This is a genomic window from Ruegeria sp. CJ2 (assembly GCF_056536745.1).
Genome location: NZ_JBQFQF010000009.1, coordinates 100,735 through 120,615, shown reverse-complemented (window position 1 = coordinate 120,615; position 19,881 = coordinate 100,735). Strand labels below are relative to the sequence as shown.

The 19,881-nt window shown below is 58.6% G+C and carries 21 protein-coding genes; 11 read left to right on the top strand and 10 right to left on the bottom strand.

Translation table 11 applies throughout. The features are described from left to right. Positions 1 to 160 precede the first annotated feature (160 nt). Positions 161 to 1,684, bottom strand: coding sequence for a DUF2125 domain-containing protein (locus ACR0MS_RS14300; RefSeq protein WP_480574445.1), 1,524 nt, complete (start codon positions 1,682 to 1,684; stop codon positions 161 to 163). A gap of 139 nt (positions 1,685 to 1,823) precedes the next feature. On the opposite strand from ACR0MS_RS14300, the gene ACR0MS_RS14295 reads away from it, so the two are divergent. The 3 genes from ACR0MS_RS14295 to ACR0MS_RS14285 are packed head-to-tail and all read left to right on the top strand — an operon-like array spanning position 1,824 to position 3,906. Next, positions 1,824 to 2,567: an SDR family oxidoreductase gene (locus tag ACR0MS_RS14295; protein WP_480574442.1), complete on the top strand. Its 744-nt coding sequence runs from the start codon at positions 1,824 to 1,826 to the stop codon at positions 2,565 to 2,567. Beyond that, positions 2,564 to 3,172, top strand: a complete 609-nt coding sequence (locus ACR0MS_RS14290) for an enoyl-CoA hydratase/isomerase family protein (RefSeq protein WP_480574439.1) — start codon at positions 2,564 to 2,566, stop codon at positions 3,170 to 3,172. Before ACR0MS_RS14295 ends, ACR0MS_RS14290 begins: the two co-directional genes overlap by 4 nt. Continuing rightward, entirely contained in the window at positions 3,169 to 3,906 is a 738-nt protein-coding gene (locus ACR0MS_RS14285; protein ID WP_480574436.1) for a VOC family protein, read from the top strand. The genes ACR0MS_RS14290 and ACR0MS_RS14285 overlap by 4 nt, the downstream gene beginning before the upstream one ends. Here ACR0MS_RS14285 and ACR0MS_RS14280 read toward each other — a convergent pair whose 3' ends face one another. Continuing rightward, a complete protein-coding gene (locus ACR0MS_RS14280) occupies positions 3,907 to 4,203 on the bottom strand; it encodes an HNH endonuclease (protein ID WP_480574433.1) in 297 nt (98 codons plus the stop codon). Between the two features lie 48 nt (positions 4,204 to 4,251). Here ACR0MS_RS14280 and ACR0MS_RS14275 point away from each other — a divergent pair, with 48 nt between their 5' ends. Next, on the top strand, positions 4,252 to 5,436 hold the full coding sequence (locus tag ACR0MS_RS14275; protein WP_480574430.1) for a TIGR03862 family flavoprotein: 1,185 nt from the start codon (positions 4,252 to 4,254) through the stop codon (positions 5,434 to 5,436). On the opposite strand, the gene holA is transcribed toward ACR0MS_RS14275, so the two are convergent. From holA to ACR0MS_RS14255, 4 genes are all read right to left on the bottom strand, one after another. Then, positions 5,433 to 6,461, bottom strand: a complete 1,029-nt coding sequence (gene holA / locus ACR0MS_RS14270; protein WP_480574427.1) for a DNA polymerase III subunit delta — start codon at positions 6,459 to 6,461, stop codon at positions 5,433 to 5,435. The genes ACR0MS_RS14275 and holA overlap by 4 nt on opposite strands. Further along, the gene (gene lptE / locus ACR0MS_RS14265) at positions 6,458 to 6,949 is read right to left on the bottom strand and encodes an LPS assembly lipoprotein LptE (RefSeq protein ID WP_480574424.1); all 492 of its coding nucleotides are present in this window, start codon (positions 6,947 to 6,949) and stop codon (positions 6,458 to 6,460) included. The genes holA and lptE overlap by 4 nt, the downstream gene beginning before the upstream one ends. Further along, positions 6,936 to 9,470 carry a leucine--tRNA ligase gene (gene leuS, locus ACR0MS_RS14260; protein ID WP_480574421.1) on the bottom strand — a complete coding sequence of 845 codons (2,535 nt, stop codon included), beginning with the start codon at positions 9,468 to 9,470 and terminating at the stop codon, positions 6,936 to 6,938. Before leuS ends, lptE begins: the two co-directional genes overlap by 14 nt. Before the next feature lie 72 nt (positions 9,471 to 9,542). Continuing rightward, on the bottom strand, positions 9,543 to 10,031 hold the full coding sequence (locus ACR0MS_RS14255) for a DUF3576 domain-containing protein (protein ID WP_171124687.1): 489 nt from the start codon (positions 10,029 to 10,031) through the stop codon (positions 9,543 to 9,545). A gap of 282 nt (positions 10,032 to 10,313) precedes the next feature. Between ACR0MS_RS14255 and ACR0MS_RS14250 the strand changes: the two genes are divergently transcribed. Then, the gene (locus ACR0MS_RS14250; protein ID WP_480574418.1) at positions 10,314 to 11,360 is read left to right on the top strand and encodes a porin; all 1,047 of its coding nucleotides are present in this window, start codon (positions 10,314 to 10,316) and stop codon (positions 11,358 to 11,360) included. Between the two features lie 100 nt (positions 11,361 to 11,460). Further along, entirely contained in the window at positions 11,461 to 12,120 is a 660-nt protein-coding gene (locus ACR0MS_RS14245; RefSeq protein ID WP_480574415.1) for a YggS family pyridoxal phosphate-dependent enzyme, read from the top strand. Here the strand turns inward: ACR0MS_RS14245 and ACR0MS_RS14240 are convergent. Both ACR0MS_RS14240 and ribA read right to left on the bottom strand, forming a co-directional pair. Next, a complete protein-coding gene (locus tag ACR0MS_RS14240) occupies positions 12,104 to 12,604 on the bottom strand; it encodes a L,D-transpeptidase family protein (protein ID WP_480574412.1) in 501 nt (166 codons plus the stop codon). The two genes, ACR0MS_RS14245 and ACR0MS_RS14240, sit on opposite strands and share 17 nt — an antisense overlap. Next, complete coding sequence (gene ribA, locus ACR0MS_RS14235) at positions 12,601 to 13,695, bottom strand: GTP cyclohydrolase II (protein ID WP_480574409.1); 1,095 nt, start codon at positions 13,693 to 13,695, stop codon at positions 12,601 to 12,603. Before ribA ends, ACR0MS_RS14240 begins: the two co-directional genes overlap by 4 nt. Positions 13,696 to 13,856: 161 nt before the next feature. Between ribA and ACR0MS_RS14230 the strand changes: the two genes are divergently transcribed. Continuing rightward, the gene (locus tag ACR0MS_RS14230) at positions 13,857 to 14,543 is read left to right on the top strand and encodes a response regulator transcription factor (protein WP_170415695.1); all 687 of its coding nucleotides are present in this window, start codon (positions 13,857 to 13,859) and stop codon (positions 14,541 to 14,543) included. Between the two features lie 216 nt (positions 14,544 to 14,759). On the opposite strand, the gene ACR0MS_RS14225 is transcribed toward ACR0MS_RS14230, so the two are convergent. Continuing rightward, a complete protein-coding gene (locus ACR0MS_RS14225) occupies positions 14,760 to 15,707 on the bottom strand; it encodes an ornithine cyclodeaminase family protein (RefSeq protein WP_480574406.1) in 948 nt (315 codons plus the stop codon). Between the two features lie 273 nt (positions 15,708 to 15,980). On the opposite strand from ACR0MS_RS14225, the gene ACR0MS_RS14220 reads away from it, so the two are divergent. The 4 genes from ACR0MS_RS14220 to ACR0MS_RS14205 all read left to right on the top strand — a co-directional run bounded on the left by ACR0MS_RS14220 (position 15,981) and on the right by ACR0MS_RS14205 (position 18,614). Continuing rightward, positions 15,981 to 16,769: an exodeoxyribonuclease III gene (locus ACR0MS_RS14220; protein ID WP_480574403.1), complete on the top strand. Its 789-nt coding sequence runs from the start codon at positions 15,981 to 15,983 to the stop codon at positions 16,767 to 16,769. Between the two features lie 76 nt (positions 16,770 to 16,845). Further along, positions 16,846 to 17,763, top strand: coding sequence for a thioredoxin (trxA, locus tag ACR0MS_RS14215; protein WP_480574400.1), 918 nt, complete (start codon positions 16,846 to 16,848; stop codon positions 17,761 to 17,763). Positions 17,764 to 17,790: 27 nt separating this feature from the next. Further along, positions 17,791 to 18,432, top strand: coding sequence for an LON peptidase substrate-binding domain-containing protein (locus ACR0MS_RS14210; RefSeq protein WP_171124449.1), 642 nt, complete (start codon positions 17,791 to 17,793; stop codon positions 18,430 to 18,432). Beyond that, positions 18,429 to 18,614, top strand: a complete 186-nt coding sequence (locus ACR0MS_RS14205) for a Trm112 family protein (RefSeq protein WP_171124448.1) — start codon at positions 18,429 to 18,431, stop codon at positions 18,612 to 18,614. Before ACR0MS_RS14210 ends, ACR0MS_RS14205 begins: the two co-directional genes overlap by 4 nt. Here the strand turns inward: ACR0MS_RS14205 and ACR0MS_RS14200 are convergent. After that, positions 18,611 to 19,873, bottom strand: a complete 1,263-nt coding sequence (locus tag ACR0MS_RS14200) for an FAD-dependent monooxygenase (protein WP_480574395.1) — start codon at positions 19,871 to 19,873, stop codon at positions 18,611 to 18,613. The genes ACR0MS_RS14205 and ACR0MS_RS14200 overlap by 4 nt on opposite strands. Positions 19,874 to 19,881 lie beyond the last annotated feature (8 nt).

Genomic DNA, 19,881 nt, shown 5'->3' with positions numbered 1-19,881 from the left:
TGGGGATTTGACGGAACACCAAAGTCGACCGAACGCGGTACATTGTCTGAAATATTGGAAAGGGACCTGCCAGAACGAGCCTGTGCCGATATCGGTCAAACGACCCGAAGACCCGGCATTTGGGGCGAGAGAAGACCGGTTGACCTTCTCTCGCAAAAGGTCACTTGATGCGCTGACCATTGGCCGAAATCTGGCCGTCTTCGGTAAACTCGATTGTCGAGTTCAGCGTATCGGGCTCTTCGCCGGGCACAGCCATCAGACCCATCATCATGCGCGCGCCCATTGCGTCGCTGTCCGAAATCAGGCCCATACCGATGAGCTTGTCGATCAGCGTGTTCGCGCCCGTCAGCGTCAGGTTTGCAACCCCGGTCGGGTTCGGCAATCCGCCGAGTTCTTCGGTGTTGGTATTGTCGAAGGTAAAGTCGCCGTTGCCCGTCAGCTTTGCACCGACCAGCGATACCAGCAGTTCGTTGATCTTGAGAGAGTGCAGTTCGCCCGGTGCTTCTTCCGAGAATTCCAGCGCTTCAACGGCTTCGGGGTCGAAGAAGTTGGTCAGAATCTTGGCCGTGCCCGAAGTATCAATCGAAATCGTGGCCGGATCGCGCGGTAGGGCACCTGCCGGGTCAAACATGCTCCACAGGATGTCGGACATGGTGAAATCGGTCATGTTGATGGCAAATCCAAAGGGCTGGATCTCTTCGGACTGCTGCACGGGAAACTCGAACTTCAGCCCGGCATTGGCCATCGCAATTTCGATCGGGAAAGGAAGGTCAGCAGTTGTCACGGCCAGTTTTGCGCTGTTTTGCTCAACGTCATAGGCCAGTCGCTGCGCGTCAAAGCTTGCGGCAAAGCGACCGCCCTCGGACTCGCTGCCCAACGAGAACGCCTCGCCATCGCTGGTGCCCGCCATCGCGGTTGTGCCAGAGCCGTATGTGAACAGACCCGAAAACTCGAACCCCGCCCCATAAAAGGCTTGCGGGTCCGACATGTCAAAATCTGACGGGATCACGCTGGTGCCTTCAAAATCAAGCTGGTTGAGATTGCCGTCGATCTTTGCGGTTTCGTCGCTTTCTGGATCTTCGAATACCAGCCCATAGGTCAAACCAGCGGCCTTGAACGTCTGATCCACACTGCGGTTTTCGCCAACCTTCATCCGCGAGCTGCCGGTCAGGTCGGTCATTTCCATATTGGCGCCAAGGATGTCGCCGGGCATTTCTTCGCCATTGACGTCCACGCCGTCCAGCTTGATGCCAAGCGAGGCTGCGGAATAGTCGTAGGTCATGTCTTCGGGCGCGCCGGATGCAACCATCTCAAGACCGCTATGGGTGTAGAGAATATCGGCCGAGAATGTCTCGCCTTCACCCTCGCCCGATACGGTCATCGGGAAGCTTTCGGGGAAACCGATGCTGACAGTTCCGTCTCCGTTTTCGGTGAGGGTCATCTGCGGAACCAGCATCTGGAAGGTCGCGTCTTCCTCGGGCAGCGCCATCGCGACACTCATGTTGCTGATGCTCGTCACGTTTCCATCAACGGATTGGTCGCCGGACACGGTATACCCCATCTGGCTGAGGTAGGACTGCCAGTCGTTCCAGACATCCTGCGCGGTCAAATCGGCCAGCGCCCCCTGAGTCACTATGGCATAGGCAAATACTGCGCCGCAGCTACGGCGAAGAAAAACGGACATTACAGAACCCTTCTTGATTAATCTTGCGCGCATCGTCGTGTCTGTGGCGTCGGGCGTCAAGGGGCAAGGGGTGGACCCTTTCCCCCTTCGCGCGGTAGAGGTTCACACAATCTCAAAACAACGGAGGTACAGGGTTCACATGCAAGGGAAAACCGTACTGATTACAGGGGCAAGCCGCGGCATCGGGGCCGAGGCAGGGCGTGTTTTTGCCGCAGCCGGGGCAAACGTCGCTCTGGTCGCGCGCAGCCGCGATCAAATTGCAACCCTGGCCGAGGCGCTGGGCGAAAACGCACTGGCGCTGCAATGCGACGTAAGCGATTTTGCGCAGGTGGAACAAGCCGTTGCCGATTGCGTGGACCGGTTCGGCGGATTGGACGTTCTGATCGGGAATGCGGGTGTCATCGACCCGATCTTTCACATGTCCAGCGCCGATGTCGCGGCGTGGAGCACGGCGATCGACATCAACCTGAAAGGGGTCTTTTACGGCATGCGCGCAGCGCTGCCCGTGATGCGGGCCGCCGGTGGCGGTACGGTGCTGACCGTATCCTCTGGCGCGGCGTCAAACCCTATCGAGGCGTGGAGCCATTATTGCGCCTCGAAAGCGGGGGCGAAGATGTTGACCGAGTGCCTGCATCTTGAAGAAGCCATTCACGGCATCCGCGCGATGGGATTGTCACCCGGAACCGTCGCCACCGACATGCAGCGCGTCATCAAGGCCAGCGGCATCAACGCTGTAAGCCAGCTGGATTGGAGCGATCATATCCCGGCTGACTGGCCGGCTCGCGCGCTGCTTTGGATGTGTACCGAGGATGCGGATGAGTTTTTGGGAACTGAAATTTCGCTTAGGCGCGAAGACATTCGGCAAAGGGTAGGGCTGACGTGATCCAACTGACCAAGACGGGCGGATTGTGGACCGTCACTTTGAACAACCCGGACAAGGCTAACGCGCTAACCGGGGCCATGCTGACCGAACTGTGCGACATAGCCGAAAATGCAACCGACGCGCGTGCTTTGATCCTGACCGGTGAGGGCAAGGTATTCAGCGCTGGTGCCGATCTGGACGAAGCGCGCGCGGGCCTTGCGACCTCGGACCTGTGGGAAAGGTTGTCCGGGGCTATCGCTGCTTTGCCATGCCTGACGGTTGCTGCGCTGAATGGCACTTTGGCTGGCGGTGCCAATGGCATGGTACTGGCTTGCGATCTGCGCATTGCGGTGCCATCGGCCAAGTTCTTTTACCCGGTGATGAAGCTTGGGTTTCTGCCGCAACCTTCGGATCCACAGCGAATGGCGGCATTGATAGGCCCGGCACGCACCAAGATGATTTTGATGGCAGGGCAAAAGATCACTGCGGACGAGGCGTATTCCTTTGGTCTGGTGGATCGCGTTGTTGACCCCGACCTGCTGATGCAAACGGCGCATGAATTGGTTTCTGACAGCGTTCAGGCCAACCCCGAGATCGCGCAGGGTATCGCAAGGCTGTGCCGATGAGGTTATCTGCCCTTCGGTTGCACGTTTCCGATCCGGAACGTCTGTCGGCATTTTACAGCGATGTCCTTGGCATGACGGCCCAAGCTCAGGGCGTCTGCCAGCGTGTCGGCTATGGTGGCTCTGATGCCGACGTGGTCATGATGCCGGGTGGCGGCAAATACAGCCACGATCAGGGGCAACGATATTGGAAGATCGGTATAACCGTACCGGATGTGGATCTGGCCGCGGCCTTCCTGCGCCAAAAGGGGGTGGAGGTTTCGGATCCGAAGCAATTTCTGGATATCGGTTACATGTGCCATCTCAAAGACCCCGAAGGGTTCGTGATCGAACTCTTACAATGGGATTTTGAAGGCAACCGCCCGGACAATGCGGCCAATCCGTCAAACCCGTTTGCAAAAGCGTGTCTTGGTCAGATCACCTTGCGCACGGGCGATATCGCTGCCGAGGATGCGTTCTGCCGTGCGCAGGGGATGCGCTTGTTGTCGATGCAGGACGTCGCGCAATACGGGTTTGACCTGCATTTCTATGCGTTCACGGATGAAACGTCGCCAAATGCGGATGTATGGGCTGTCGAAAACCGCGAATGGCTTTGGAAAAGACCGTATACCACGCTGGAGTTCCAGCATGTTGCCGGCGGAACTTTCGTGCCCTCTCCGGACTATCGCGGGCTGGAGGTCAGCGGGCTTTCGTCCCCGGTACGGGACGCGTTCGGGGATCAAGTTTGGCCCGGTTGATTATCGCGCTCGCCTGCGGCCCGGCACTTTCGAGCGAAAACCGGGCGGGCGCTTACGGACCCAATTCAGGAATTTCTCCAGTCTTGGATGCGCGCGCAAAGCCTCTACCGTATTGAACTCGCGCGCCAACTGGCCTTCGGTCAGGGTTGCGTGGACTTCTTTGTGGCAGATCACGTGCAGTAAAACGGTGGGGCCACCCTTGCCCCCTTTGAGTTTTGGGATCAGATGGTGCAGGCTGCCGTCCCCATCCGGGATCGGACGGTCGCAAAGTGGGCAGATTGGATCAATTTCTGGCATGACTTGGCAAGAGTTGCGTCGGATGCGGCAGAAGGCAATAGGATAGAAATGGCACAGGCAGTTGTGATCGGGGCAGGGCCCGCTGGCCTGATGGCTGCGCAACAGCTTGCAGCGGCCGGTCATGACGTATTGGTGGCCGAGGCCAAACCATCGGTCGCACGCAAATTCCTGATGGCTGGGAAGTCTGGCTTGAATCTGACCAAGGATGAGCCATTCGAGGACCTGTTGCAGTCCTATGGACAAGCCGCCCGGTGGTTGCGTCCCATCCTGTCTGAATTTGACGCAACCCATGTTCAGGATTGGGCCCGTGACCTGGGGCAGGAGGTGTTTACCGGGTCCACTGGGCGTGTATTTCCAACTGCGATGAAAGCCTCCCCCCTGCTGCGCGCATGGCTGGGTCGGCTCGGGTCGGCTGGCGTCGAGATCAAAACGCGCTGGAGGTGGACCGGGTGGGAGGACGGGGCTCTGGTCTTCGAAACACCTGACGGCAAACAAAGTGTAAACCCGGATGCAACGATTCTGGCGCTGGGTGGCGCAAGTTGGGCGCGGTTGGGATCAGACGGGCAGTGGGCATCGTTTCTGGCGTCCAAAGGCGTTGCACTTGCCCCATTTGAGCCGTCGAATTCGGCCCTTTCGGTGGATTGGAGCCATCACATGCGCCCTCATTTCGGTGCGGCCCTGAAATCGGTTCAATGGATAGCCGGTGATATCGCCAGCCGGGGCGAAGCCACGATTTCCGCCAATGGGCTGGAGGGCGGAGGATTGTATTCATTGACCCCCGCCCTGCGCCACGGGGCGTCGTTGTTTGTCGATCTGACGCCTGATCTGAACACGTCGGTCCTGAAAGAACGCCTGTCTGCCAGAAAGTCCAAGACAACCGTGTCGCAGTGGTTGAAGAAATCACTGCGCCTGCCCCCTCAAAAAGTCGCGCTGTTCCACGAAATGACACAGGGTGAAGTTCTTGCGCCAGAGAAATTGATCTCTGCGATCAAACGCTTACCCATTCATCACGCCGGTCTGCGCCCCATGGACGAGGCGATTTCGACAGCCGGAGGCGTTGCCAGAGCTGCCGTGGACGACAGGCTCATGCTTACGTCTTTGCCGGGGGTGTTTTGTGCGGGCGAAATGCTGGACTGGGAGGCCCCAACCGGGGGGTATCTGCTGACGGCATGTCTGGCAACGGGGCGTTGGGCTGGCCGCAGGGCTTGCGAGTGGCTGGAAACTGGGCGCTAACGCGGCCGTGCAAGCATCGCCAGGCGGATCATTGCCCGTTCAACAAGTGCCATTGCCGGGGCCGTCTGACCTGCGGATCGCAATGTAAGGTCCGTATCTGTCAAAACGGTCAGGGCCGTCTGAAGTTTCGCAGCACCCCAACCTTGCGCCTGCCGGACAATGCGATCCCGGCGTTTGCCGTAGATCGGTGGGCGCATTTTGCCGATCCCCTGCGCCGCACCACCGGGGTCCGAGGCACACGCATACAACGTGCGGAAATGCCGAGTGGCGCCGATACACAACGCGACCGCATCAGTGCCCTGCGATTGCAACCTTCGGATCAGCGGACCGATCTCTCCGGCGCGGCCCTCGGCCACGACGTTGAGAACATCATCCAACGCGGCCTCGGTCGAGCGTGGGGCACAAGCTTCGATATCTTCGATTGTCAGTTCAGTTGCGTCGCCCGACTTGTAAAGCGACAGTTTTTCAATGGTTTGAGAGAAATCGCCGGGGCTGATGCCAGCAGCCAGCTCGGTCAGGGCCGACATGGAATCGCGAGGGATGTTCTTCACAACGGCTTGCGTCAGAACCCGCTCAATCTCGTTGCGCGAAGGCGGATCATCGTAAATTCCGGTCGCAAACGCCGCGTGATGGGCCTCGAACGCCTTGCGCATTTTTGAACTGGCCTTGAGCTGCCCAGCCGTGACGACAATCTGCGCATCGCCGGGGCGCCAATCCTCCAGCGCCGCAAGGATCGCAGGCGCTGCGGCATCTGTTGCGTCTTCGACCAGAACGGCGCGGGGACCGGGAAAGAAGCCAACTGCCTTTACCGCATCCAAAAGTGCGGCGGGGTCTGCGCGCAAATCTGCCCCCGGCAATCGGGTCAGGCGCATCTCTTCTTCGGCATTGGGGCCCAACAGCGCCGCAAGTACCTGCTGGCGCTTCAGCGCCACGCGCATGGCGTCAGCCCCGTAGATCAGCAGACCGGTCTTATCTGCATCCGGTTTTGCGAAATAACCCTCGGCCTCGCGCGGGCTGAGCTTCATTGTGTCAGGCCCGGCGCTGCGTAAAGGCGGCTGACGATCTGATCAGAAAGAATCACCATCAGCCGGTCAGTGGCGTCGCGCTCATCCGCAAGGGTCGATACTGTCGAACCCGCAGCCGAATATCCGACAAAGTCTGAAACCGTCCCTGATGTCATAACCTGACCTGTTTCATTCGATTTCAGGGCAAATCTGGCGCGGCCCTCGATCGTATACCGGTCGGTTTCGTTGGTCGTCCGGATTGCTGCGCGCCGCGTTTGGGTGACAAGGCTTACATCCAGTTGGTAATCTTTGACCGAACCGGAACTGCGACCCAGTCGTTGTTCCAGATTTTGAACCAGCAAATAGCTTTCGACATCGCTTGGGGCAGAAACCTGAACTTTGCCATTCAACGCATCACCCGATCCGCCGGGGGCGTAAACCGGCTCAAAGCCGCAGGCAGCAAGTGCCAGCGGCAGCATCAACAGGGTTCTGCGGTCAAACAACGACATTCACGATCCGGCCCGGCACAACAATCACCTTTTTCGGCGCATTGCCATCCAGCGCCTTTTGCACAGCTTCGGTGCTGAGCGCGATTTTTTCAACCTCTGCCTTGTCCATATCCTTGGGAACGCTGATTTCCGCGCGGCGTTTGCCGTTGATCTGGATCGGCAGGGTGACGGTATCGTCAACCAGCATCGCCTCATCCGCGACGGGCCATGCGGCGGTGGCAACCAACCCCTCGCCGCCCAGCAACTGCCAGAGCTCTTCGGACAGGTGCGGGGTCATCGGTGACATCAACTGAGCCAGCGTCTTGGCGGCCTGACGTTTTGCATCCGCGCCTGCCTTGGATTTCGCCAAAGTGTTGGTGAAGGCATAGAGCTTGGCGATGGACGCGTTGAACCCAAAGGATTCGACCCCGCCCGAAACATCATGGATGGCTTTGTGCATCTCACGCAGCAGGGGTTCATCCTCGGCATTGGCCGCAGCGTCCGATTCCGCGATTTCCGACGCGATGCGATGCACGCGGCTCAGGTGCTTGAACGCGGCCTCGGCCCCCGATGCGGTCCATTCCACGTCACGCTCGGGCGGCGAATCGGACAAAACAAACCAGCGCGCGGTGTCGGCACCAAAGGCCGAGATGATGCTGACCGGGTCCACCACGTTTTTCTTCGACTTCGACATCTTGGCCGAGGGGATGATTTCAACCTCGGTGCCGTCGGCCAATTTGCCGTCGGTCACGTCCTCGGGTAGGTGATAGACTGGGCGGCCATTGGCGTCGCGGGTCTGGTAGATTTCATGCGTGACCATGCCTTGGGTGAACAGCGCATCAAACGGCTCAATCGCCTTTTTCGGCAGGTGGCCGGTGATGTTCATCGCCCGCGCAAAGAAGCGGGAATAGAGCAGGTGCAGAATTGCGTGCTCGATCCCGCCGATATACTGGTCGACATTCATCCAGTATTCGGCTTCGGCCAGATCGGTGGGCGTCTCAGAACGGGGCGCGGTGAATCGCGCGAAGTACCACGACGAATCGACGAACGTGTCCATCGTGTCCGTCTCACGCTTGGCGGGCGCTCCACAGGACGGGCAGGCACAGTCGCGCCACGTCGGGTGACGGTCCAGCGGGTTGCCGGGTTTGTCAAAGGTCACATCGTCGGGCAGGCGAACCGGCAGGTTCTCTTTCTTCTCGGGCACCACGCCACAAGAATCGCAATGCACAACGGGAATAGGGCAGCCCCAATAGCGTTGCCGCGAAAGACCCCAGTCGCGCAGACGGTATTTGGTGACGCCTTCGCCCCAACCGGCCTTTTCTGCGAAATCAACGGTGGTGTTGATGGCCTCGTCGCCCGTCGCCTCGGTCAGACCGGCGAAGTGATTCACCCAGCGGACTTTCTCAGTTTTGGGCGGTACAAAGGCGATCTTGTCGACCGGAGTGTCGTCATCCAGCGCAAAGAAGGTATCGACCACGGGCAGCCCGTATTTGCGGCAGAAATCCAGATCGCGTTGGTCATGTGCGGGGCAGGCAAAGATCGCGCCGGTGCCGTAGTCCATCAGGATGAAGTTGGCGATCCAGACCGGCAGTTCCCAGTTCGGGTCCAGCGGGTGTTTGACGGTGATGCCGGTGTCATAGCCCAGCTTCTCGGCGGTTTCGATGGCCTCTTCCGTGGTGCCACCCTTGCGGCATTCCGCAACAAACTCAGCGACTTCTGGGTTTTCCGCCTCAAGTTGCTTGGCAATCGGGTGATCGGGCGAGATACCGACGAAAGACGCGCCCATCAGCGTATCGGGGCGGGTCGTATAGACGGTGATCGGCTCGCCGCCATCGGTGCGTTCAAAGCCGAATTGCAGACCGCGCGACTTGCCGATCCAGTTCTCTTGCATCAGGCGGACCTTGGCAGGCCAGTTTTCCAGCGTATCCAGCGCGTCCAGCAATTCCTCGGAATAGTCGGATATCTTGAAGAACCACTGCGTCAGCTCGCGCCGCTCGACCAGAGCGCCCGAGCGCCAGCCGCGGCCGTTTTCCACCTGTTCATTGGCCAGAACGGTCATGTCGACCGGGTCCCAGTTCACCACGGCGTTCTTGCGGTAGACCAGACCCGCCTCGAGCATATCCAGAAACAGCGCCTGCTGCTGGCCGTAATATTCCGGGTCACAGGTGGCAAATTCGCGCGACCAGTCAATCGACAGGCCAAGCGGCTTCATCTGACTGCGCATGTCAGCGATATTGCCATAGGTCCAGTCTTTGGGGTGACCGCCAATCGCCATCGCTGCGTTTTCCGCAGGCATCCCGAAGGCGTCCCAACCCATCGGGTGCAGTACATTGTGGCCGGTCGCCAGTTTGTGCCGCGCGATCACGTCGCCCATCGTGTAATTGCGCACATGGCCCATATGGATTCGGCCCGAGGGGTAGGGGAACATCTCAAGCACATAGTATTTGGGCTTGTCCGCCTTGTGGTCGGCGGTGAAAATCCCGGCCTTGTCCCAGGCTTCCTGCCATTTTGCTTCGATTTCGTTGGCCGAGTAGCGCGACATCGTGCGGTCCTTCGTGAATGAAAACGCCGGGTCAGAGCCCGGCGTGGTAATATTGTGATTTTCGGCGGGTTGCTAGAGCTTGTTATCCGCAATGCGCAACTGACGGGCGCGGGACAGGATGGCATCCTCGACCGCGCGCGTGGTCGCCGCACTGACCGGAGCACCCCCGCTGGACTGCAAGGCCACCGATAAAGAACGCGCCGCCAGAGCCGGGTCGCTTATGTGAACCGTTGCTCTATAAGACCGCCCGCCGCCCGGAGGTGTTCCGTAACCCGTTACAATAATGCCCGTAAACGGGTCGACCTCTTGCACGGGCAGGAAATTCAACACGTCCAGAGAAGCCGCCCACAGATATCTGTTCACATTTGTGACCTGTTCCGCGTTTCTGGTGTCGAAGACATCCCAGATGGTCGAGCGGTTGGGGTCGTTCAGTTCGCGTTCGCTTGATCGGCCGCTGTCTGTATTAAGCAAATCGGGATTCGGTGCGGCCCCTCGATTCTGTCCGCAGGCCGACACTGCGGCAGCCACTATGATCAAACCGATAATCGTCTGCAGGCGCATCGTCGACTGGTCCTGTTTCACTTGGTCTCGTTCGTTCAGTGATACTCCTAGACAAGGTCCAGTGCGGCAACAACCCTCTTATTGTCACAATTAAGCGGTATTGCTGATGCTTTAAGGCCCAAAACGGACTGTGGCATCCTTGCACCAATCTGTTGCCAATGCTGCCTGCCTAATTATGCCGTGCTTGCGCGAAGGGGGCAAAAAGAGCGAAACGGTTCCCGTGCTGAGACATGTGCTGAAGCATGTGTCGAGTAGAAAAACTTTGAAACCGAGGGAAACAAGATGAAAAAAGTTCTCTTCGCATCGACCGCTCTGATCGCAACCGCAAGTGTTGCAGCGGCCGACGTACGCTTTAGCGGTTATGGCCGCTTTGGTATTGGATACCAAGAAGACCGCACCGGTTCGGTTGCGAACTTCACCACCACCGCAAGCGGTGACATTGTTCGCGGAACCGGCACCAACGCCAACGCGACTGTCGACACCGACAACACTATCCTGATCTCGCGCTTCCGTCTGAACATCGACGGCGTCGTTGAGACCGATGGCGGCGTTGAGTTCTCGGCTCGTGTTCGTCTGCAGGCTGACGAGAACGCCGGCAACGGTGAAGCAAACGCAGCCGGTCTGAACGGCGCACGCTTCTCGGTCATCTACGGTGGTCTGCGTGTTGACGCGGGCAACGTCGCAGGTGCCTTCGACAACTTGGCAAACTACTACGGTAACGAGCCGGGCCTGGAAAACTTCATCGGCCAGTACTCGGGCGTTGACTACAGCTTCCTGGGCTACTCGTCGACCGGTTCGGGTTCGAACGCTGTGTTCTTCCAGTACGCAGTTGGCGACTTCGCATTCGGCGCATCGTACGACCAGGCAACTGTTGCTCTGGGCGGCGTTCCTGAAGATGCAGACCGCTGGGACATCAGCGCGACCTACACCTTCAACAACATCACCGCAGCTCTGGCCTACGGTCAGACCGACGCGGGTTCGTTCGGCGATGACCCTGACCTGCTGGTCTTCACCCTGGGTGGTGAATGGGGCGACTTCTCGGGCACCCTGTTTGTTGGTGACGAAGGCGACACACCTGTGAACTCGGCTGGTGAAGAAACCGACGACACCTTCTACGGTCTGTCGGCAGCTTACAACGTTGGTTCGGCTCTGACCCTGACCGCCGCTTACGGTGACGGTTCGGCAGACGGTGACACCCGTCAGTATGGTATCGGCGCAATCTACGACCTGGGTGGCGGTGCATCGCTGCGCGGTGGTATCGGCGACACCAAAGTCGGCAGCGCAGACAGCACCATCCGTGCTGACTTCGGTGCTCAGTTCAACTTCTAAGTTGATCTGAACCGCAAGGTTTAAGGGCAGGTCTTCGGACCTGCCCTTTTCTTTTGGGCTGACATGGTGTTTTTCTGCCTCAAGCCAATTGAGGATCTCCATGTCACTACATGATATCGCCACTCGTATCCAAAACGCGGAAACCGCTGCCGGACGGCCAAACGGGTCCGTCAAGCTGATTGCGGTGTCCAAGGTACAGCCGAATGAACGCGTTCGCAGTGTTCTGGATAAGGGTCACCGCTGTTTTGGTGAAAACAGGGTGCAGGAGGCCATGGGCAAATGGCCCGACTTTATGCAGGACTACTCCGACATTGATCTGCATCTGATCGGACCGCTCCAGACAAACAAGGCGCGGCAGGCCATGGAGTTGTTCAGCGCGATACATTCGGTCGACCGTCCCAAACTCGCCAAAACGCTGGCGCGCCTGGCGCAAGAGATCGGCGCCTGCCCGGACCTGTTCATACAAGTGAATACCGGGGAAGAGGATCAGAAGGCCGGTGTCATGCCTGCCGAGGCAGATGCATTCATCGCCGAATGCCGTGATCTGGACCTGCCATTGGCTGGATTGATGTGTATCCCTCCGGTCGAGGAAGAACCCGCGCTGCATTTCGCCCTGCTTGCCAAAATCGCAGACCGGAATGGGCTGATGGGGCTGTCCATGGGCATGAGCAGTGATTTCGAAAAGGCCATCGCACTGGGCGCAACCCATGTGCGTGTCGGATCGGCGATCTTTGGCGAGCGTGTCAAACCGCAGGTATGATCAACCGCGCACCGGGTGATATCCTGCGGGCGATCCAGTGGAGATGGTCCCGTCGAAACGCAACGCAGCCTTCGGTGGGATAACCGGGCCTTCTCCATTGATGCAGAAAGATGGCAGAGCCTTTTCCCGGTACCGCATTCGGCCAGTTCCAATCGGTCAGCAAAACCAGATCGTATAAAGGATCGGCCCGGCGCAGTTTTTCATGGCTGAACGGGTAGGGCGCGCTGACCAGTTGGTTATAGCGATCATCGCTGCTGTCATCCGACCAGAGATCCCACGGCCCAATCGGGATGGCCCATGGGGTTGGCGCCGCGATCCGGTCGGGCCGGAAAAGCATGCCGACGATACGGTGAACGCCGGTTGGGGTTGCGCCGTCGCCCTCGCGCTTAGTGTTGCTGAGCCCACCCTTGCCGATTGAGCAGGGAAAAACACGTCCGGCAAACCGGACGCCGCGCGGCGTGAGCACGAGGTCAGAGGGCGTCAAAGCAGATGGCCCGATTTTTCCGCCTTGGTCGCCAGATATCCGCGATTATGGGCTGTTTCTCCGACCTTCAGCGGGACGCGTTCCGTAACGGCAATTCCCGTCTTTTCCATCATCGCGATCTTGGCCGGATTGTTGGTCAGCAGCCGGACGGCACTGAAGCCCAGCGATTTCAGGATGTCCGAACCCAAGCGGAAATCGCGTTCGTCATCCTCGAATCCCAGCCGGTGATTGGCCTCGACCGTGTCGAAGCCCTGATCCTGAAGGAAATAGGCCCGCATCTTATTGGCCAGTCCGATGCCGCGCCCTTCCTGGTTCAGATACAACAGCACCCCGGCCCCTTCTGTTCCCATCTGGGCAAGCGCACCACGAAGCTGAGGGCCACAATCGCATTTCAGGCTGCCCATGAGATCGCCTGTAAAACAGGCCGAGTGTAAACGGGCCAATACGGGTTTACTCCGGTCGGGACGTCCGATTTCGATGGCGTAATGTTCCTCGCCGCCATCTTCCGGGCGAAAGACGTGAAGCCGCCCGGCCTCGGACACTTCCATCGGCAGGCGCGCGGCCACCACTTCGTTCAGAATGCTGCGGTCTGCCAGATGCGGCGCTGCCCGTGTGTGGTCGATGCAGGTGAGGCCATGAGCGCTTGCAAAGCTGCGGCCGTCATCAACGGGGACGACGACGGCTGCGGGAAGAAGGCGCGCAGATTTGGTCAGTGCAATGGCGATGCGATGCAGGCTGGCGCTGCCCTGACGTTTCGTCATCAGGGGGCCTTTCATCGGTGCGTTCAGATCGTCGGAGGGGTCAGCGACGGCTTGCACCCAGCCGATATCCGCATCGGCCGGAATAATCACTCGCGCCAAATCCCCATCATAGGCCCGCGCCTTGAGCGTATCCGCACGGCGCACGGTAATGGCGACGACTGGTTCACCACCCAGTCCGCGTAAATCCGCAAGGCGTTGGGCGCTCAGTGTTTCTGACGCGATTGCAAGAACGCTGAAACCGCTGTCATCTGTCAGGATGACAGGCACCCCCATACGCAGGTCCGCACGCGCACGTGCCAGAAGTTCCGAGATATCCGGGATGAGACTCATTCATGTTACCCTGTAACGATTAACCCTTCCTGTAGCCTGATCGGACGGAAATGTGAAACATTTCCTCGTCATCAGACACGAGGGCGTGAGACGATTGCAGCAAACCTTGTTGATTGCATCTTCGACGCGCAAGTGGTGGAAAAGGCTTAGGAGGACCAAGTATGGCGCAGCTTAAGAAAATCCTGCTGGTGGATGACGACGAAGATCTTCGCGAAGCTCTGAGTGAGCAGCTTGTAATGACCGAAGACTTCGACGTGTTCGAAGCATCCGACGGGCAGTCCGCCATGGAGCGCGCCCGTGAAGCGATCTATGATTTGGTCATTCTGGATGTCGGCCTTCCGGATACCGATGGCCGCGAACTGTGCCGCCTGATGCGCAAGCAGGGTGTGAAAAGCCCGATTCTGATGCTGACGGGGCACGATAGCGACGCCGACACCATTCTGGGCCTTGATGCCGGTGCCAATGATTACGTTCCCAAGCCGTTCAAATTCCCTGTCCTTCTGGCCCGTATCCGCGCCCAGTTGCGTCAGCATGAGCAGTCCGAAGACGCGGTCTTTGTTCTGGGGCCGTATACCTTCAAGCCTGCGATGAAGATGCTGATCACCGAAGATGACCGGAAAATCCGGCTGACCGAGAAAGAGACGAATATCCTCAAGTTCCTCTATCGCTCCGCCGACGGTGTGGTTGCGCGTGATGTGCTGCTGCACGAGGTCTGGGGATACAACGCCGGGGTCACCACGCACACGCTGGAAACCCACATCTACCGCCTGCGCCAGAAGATCGAGCCCGATCCTTCGAACGCGCGCCTTTTGGTCACAGAATCGGGCGGATATCGCCTTGTGTCGTAACTAAGATGGAATGATGCAGATCAAAGTGATACTCTGGAGATATATTTAGATTACTCCCATCCCGTGCATGTCCGGGTAATGACATGTACCTCCCTGTTGGACTGCCGGGCCTGATGGCCCGGCTTTTTTTGTGGGGAGTTGGGGATGGGTGTCTACTTTGAGCCCAAAGCAACCATTTCGACTTCTAATTCCAAAGAACATTTTATGTCTTTGGCCTCATTTCACGGGTATGTCGGCGGCCCGGCGTACCGCGAGAACCGAAGCAGCATAATCCCCCAGTGAAATTCCTCTGAAAGCAAATGCTGCTGGATTATTGCGCGCTCGGCTGTCGACTTTCGCAGTGACCAATTCCGCCAAATCACCAGCAATTTGCTCGTATGGCAACATCGGCTTGTCGCTTTCCAGTTCCTGTTGTCGGTCGTCGACTATCACCGTTTCGAAAGCAGCCATGCCTGCTGGCATCCATGGAATGCAGATATCTGTTATCGCTGCGAAGGCATTCGGTTTCAGCCATCGGCCATCTAAGAAGGGTTCGATAGAGTAGTCCAAAGTTATCGATGTCACTATCAGATCGGCATCACACAAAGCGTCTTTGGCATTGGTGTACGATTCAGCTTCCAGCCCCAGTCCTCGAGCATAACGACAAAGCTTGTCGACATTCTCTTTACCTCGCCCGAACACGCGGATTCGTTTCAAAGGAAACAGTTCTGAAAACGCAGCAAGATGGGAGTGAGCTTGCACACCCGCGCCCACAAAAGCCACGGTCTCGGCGTGGGGGTCGGCAAGCTTTCGCGCTGCAACTACTGACAGAGCAGCAGTTCTGACTGCCGTAATCCAATTCGCTCCCAAGACTGCGCGAAGTAGTCCCGTTTGCGCATCCATAACCATGATTGCACCGTTGATCGCGGGAAATCCCCTCGCCGGGTTTTGCGGACACAATGTGACCTGCTTGGTTACGATGAAACCATCATCTCCCATCGCTAAGGTAGACATTGCGTAGCGCCCGTCTCCGGGTAGGATGACTGTTTTGGGAGAAGTTTTAAGCCTTCCTTCTACTTTGTCTATTAGAGCGGACTCAATGGCATCGGCAACTTCAGTAGGCTGGATGCCCAAAGCCCCTAGGTCTTCGTCAGACAGATAAATTAGCGCGTTCTCAGATGTCATGGCTTTCCTCACCTCAGCAATTTGGCTTTCTGACAAAATACATTATTTTTAGCGGTTTTTCTTATCGGCTCACTTTCGCAGAAGAAACAAAGCGGAAACTTTGAATCGCCCGATCCAAGACGCAAAAAAAAGAAATGCGTCTTCAATTCCCAAAATTGTGAATCTCGCCGAACGGAAACTTTGTCCGCATAACTGCCGTTCAGTCTCTTTCCCCATGGCACCCCAACCCAACCCACGCTAACCTCCGCCCAACCCGCGACAGAGGATTCCCCAATGCCCTTTACTCTTGCCACCTGGAACATCAACTCGGTCCGCCTGCGCGAGCCTATCGTGCTGAAATTGCTGCGCGACGAAGCCCCCGATGTGCTGTGCCTGCAAGAGTGTAAATCTCCGGTCGATAAAATCCCAACCGAAGGCTTTGCGGAACTGGGCTATACCCACATGGTGGCGCGTGGGCAGAAGGGGTATAACGGCGTTGCGATCCTGTCGCGCATCCCGATGGAAGAAGTGGGCGAAAAGGATTTCGCTGGTCTCGGCCACGCCCGCCACATCGCCGCGCGGTTGGAGAATGGCGTGACCGTCCAGAACTTTTACGTCCCCGCAGGTGGCGATGTGCCGGATCGCGAGGCGAATGAGAAGTTCGGGCAAAAGCTGGATTACCTCACCGACATGCGCGACTGGTTCCATGCTGAAAAGCCCGAAAAGTCCATTCTGGTCGGTGATCTGAACATCGCCCCGCGCGAGGATGATGTCTGGTCGCATAAGCAACTGCTCAAGGTCGTTTCGCACACGCCGATCGAGGTCGAGGCGCTGGCCGAAACACAGGATGCGGGCGGTTGGGTCGATATCACCCGGCAGGATATCCCCGAGGGGCAGCTTTATAGCTGGTGGTCCTACCGTGCGCGCGATTGGGATGCGGCGGATAAGGGCCGGCGGCTGGATCACGTCTGGGCCACGCCCGATATCTCGAACGCAGGGCATTCCAGCCGCGTGTTGCGCGATGCGCGCGGGTGGGAAAAGCCAAGCGACCACGCTCCGGTCTTTGCAAGTTTCGACCTCTGATTCCGCAATTCAGCCCTTGGTTTCTGCCCTATGCAGTTGCATATAGGGCGCAAGTTCGAACGAAAGAGTGAGTGTCATGGACCTTTTGAACAGCGCAGCCAGCCCCGATACCGCGGATCTGATCAAGGACGGGTCCGAGGCCACGTTCATGGTCGATGTCGTCGAGGCTTCGCAGGAAACTCCGATCATCGTGGATTTCTGGGCGCCGTGGTGCGGACCGTGCAAAACTCTGGGACCTCTGCTGGAAGACGCGGTAACCGCCGCCAAGGGCGCGGTGAAAATGGTCAAGATCAACGTGGACGAGGCGCAGATGATCGCCTCGCAAATGCGTGTCCAGTCTATTCCGACCGTCTATGCCTTTTACAAAGGACAGCCGGTTGACGGGTTTCAAGGCGCGTTGCCGGGGTCCGAGATCAAGGCATTTGTCGACCGCGTGATCGAGGCGGCAGGCGGCGAAAGCCCGGGCGGGCAACTGGATGACGCTGTTCAAGCGGCCGAAGAAATGCTGTCCGAAGGGGCGGCTGCGGACGCGGCGCAGACCTTTGCCGCCATTCTGGGCGAGGATCCGAACCATGCGGCCGCCTATGGTGGTTTGGTGCGCGCCCATATCGCAGCCGGTGATCTGGAACAGGCCGAGGCCATTCTGAACGGTGCCCCTGCCGAAATTTCCAAAACGCCGGAACTGGAGGCCGCGCATGCGCAACTGGAACTGGCCAAACAAGCCGCAGATGCAGGTCCTGTGGCCGAACTGACTGCGGCTGTTCAGGCCGACGCGGACAACCATCAGGCCAGGTTCGATCTGGCGCAGGCATTGCACGCCAATGGTGACGTGGAAGAGGCCGTCAGCCAGTTGCTTGAACTGTTCCGTCGGGATCGCGAATGGAACGACGGCGCGGCCAAGGCGCAGTTGTTCACGATCTTCGATGCGCTCAAGCCAAATGACCCGATTGTTCTGAACGGGCGGCGCAAACTGAGCTCGATGATATTTGCCTAATCTCTGATCAGAGCTACACTGGGGTACATGATGCATCCCGCTGACCTGCCGGAAACGGTATCCGTCTTTCCTTTGCCCGGGGCGCTGCTGTTGCCCCGCTCGCGCCTGCCGCTGCACATTTTCGAGCCGCGCTATCTGCAGATGCTGGACGACGCCTTGAAAACGCCCGAGCGTTTGATCGGGATGGTGCAACCGAACCCCTGCCAAAGCGACGATGACAAGCTGCATCAGATCGGTTGCGCGGGGCGGGTGACGCAGTTTTCGGAAACCGAAGATGGCCGCTACCTGATTACGCTGACCGGGATTTCGCGGTTCCGCGTCAAGTCCGAGCTGGACGCCTTTACCCCTTATCGCCGCTGCCAAGTGTCCTGGGATGGGTTTGACCGTGACTTGGGCCGGGCCGAACAGGATGACGGGTTCAACCGCACAAACTTTCTGACGCTGCTGGAGCGATTTTTCTCGTCCCGGCAGTTATCGACCGACTGGGATTCGTTGAAGGACGCGGATGATGAGCTGTTGGTCAACTCGCTGTCCATGCTGCTGGACTTTGATCCCGAGGAAAAACAGGCCTTGCTTGAGGCCCCCTGCCTGCGTACCCGTCGCGAAACTCTGGTAACACTGATCGAATTCGCCATGCGCGGCGGATCGAGCGAGGAAAAGCTGCAATGACCACACCCGAACATGCCTTTGACCGCCGAATGCTTGAGGCGTTGATTTGTCCGCAGACGCAGACAACCTTGCACTATGATGCAGAAAAGCAGGAACTAGTTTCAAAGGCCGCGGGGCTGGCTTTTCCGATCCGCAACGGCATTCCGGTGATGCTGGTCGACGAGGCGCGGCAACTGGATTAAATCGCGCGCCCCTGAAGCAGTTTCGGCAGGTCTCCGGTCAATCCGGCGGCCTCGCGCACGAAACCCCGGCGCAGGCCCGGAAGTGACCCGACAATCCCCATCCCGATGTCGCGCCCAACGCGCAAGAGGGGGTTATCATTTGAAAACAGCTTGTTGAATACATCCGTCGCCATGGCCAGCGCAGCCGTGTCAAAACGGCGCCATTCCTGATAGCGCTCCAGCACCAGAACCGATCCGATATCCTCGCCGCGCCGTCCGGCCAGAGTCAGGACCTCGGCCAGCGCGCCGACGTCACGCAACCCGGCATTAAGCCCCTGACCGGCAATCGGGTGCATGCCATGCGCGGCGTCTCCGACAAGGGCCATTCGTTCACCAATGAATGCGTTCGCGATGGTCAGGTTCAACGGATAGGTGAACCGGTCTCCGGCCAGTTTGATATCGCCGAGGAAGTCACCAAACCGGGGGCGCAGGACTTGCAGATAATCCCCTTCGGGCAGGGCGTTGATGCGTTTTGCGGCGTCGGTCCGCTCGCTCCAGACAATCGAGCTGCGGTTGCCGGTCAATGGCAGGATCGCAAGCGGACCGGGCGGCATGAAGAATTGATGCGCGACACCGTGGTGGGGCAGGTCATGTTCGATGGCGCAGACAAGTGCAGTCTGGCCGTAGTCCCATCCGCTGCGCTTAATACCCGCACGCGCAGCCGTACCACTGCGGCGGCCATCGCAGCCCACAAGCAGGCTGCCTGTCAGGGTCGAGCCGTCATCCAGAGTAAGGGTAACGCCCGTTGCGTCATGATCCTGTGCTATGACCGTTCGACCACTGATTTGCGTGATGTTGCTGTCTGCGTCCATCGCATCCAAAAAGGCGCGCCGCAGATGGCGGTCCTCGGCCATGTATCCCATCGGGCCTTCTTCGATCTCGGCGTGATCGAAATGCATGAAGAAGGGCGATGGCCCGGCCCCGGCGTGCCCGTCGGTGACCTTGATCTCAAGCATCGGCTGGGCGTGGTCGGCGACACGGTCCCAAACGCCAATCGTTAGCAACAGGCGCTGAGAGGCCAGCGCAAGCGCATAGGCACGCCCGTCGAATGCGGCGTTTTTCCGAACTTTCTCGGCCAGGGCGTCGATGATCGTGACGGTGTGTCCTGTCTGAGCCAATGCCAGTGCCAAGGCGGGACCGTTCAGACCGCCACCAACGATCAGGATATCGGGCTTGTGTTCCATGCGGTGCAATATGCGCGCCCTTTCGGGATTGTCCATGTGCGGTC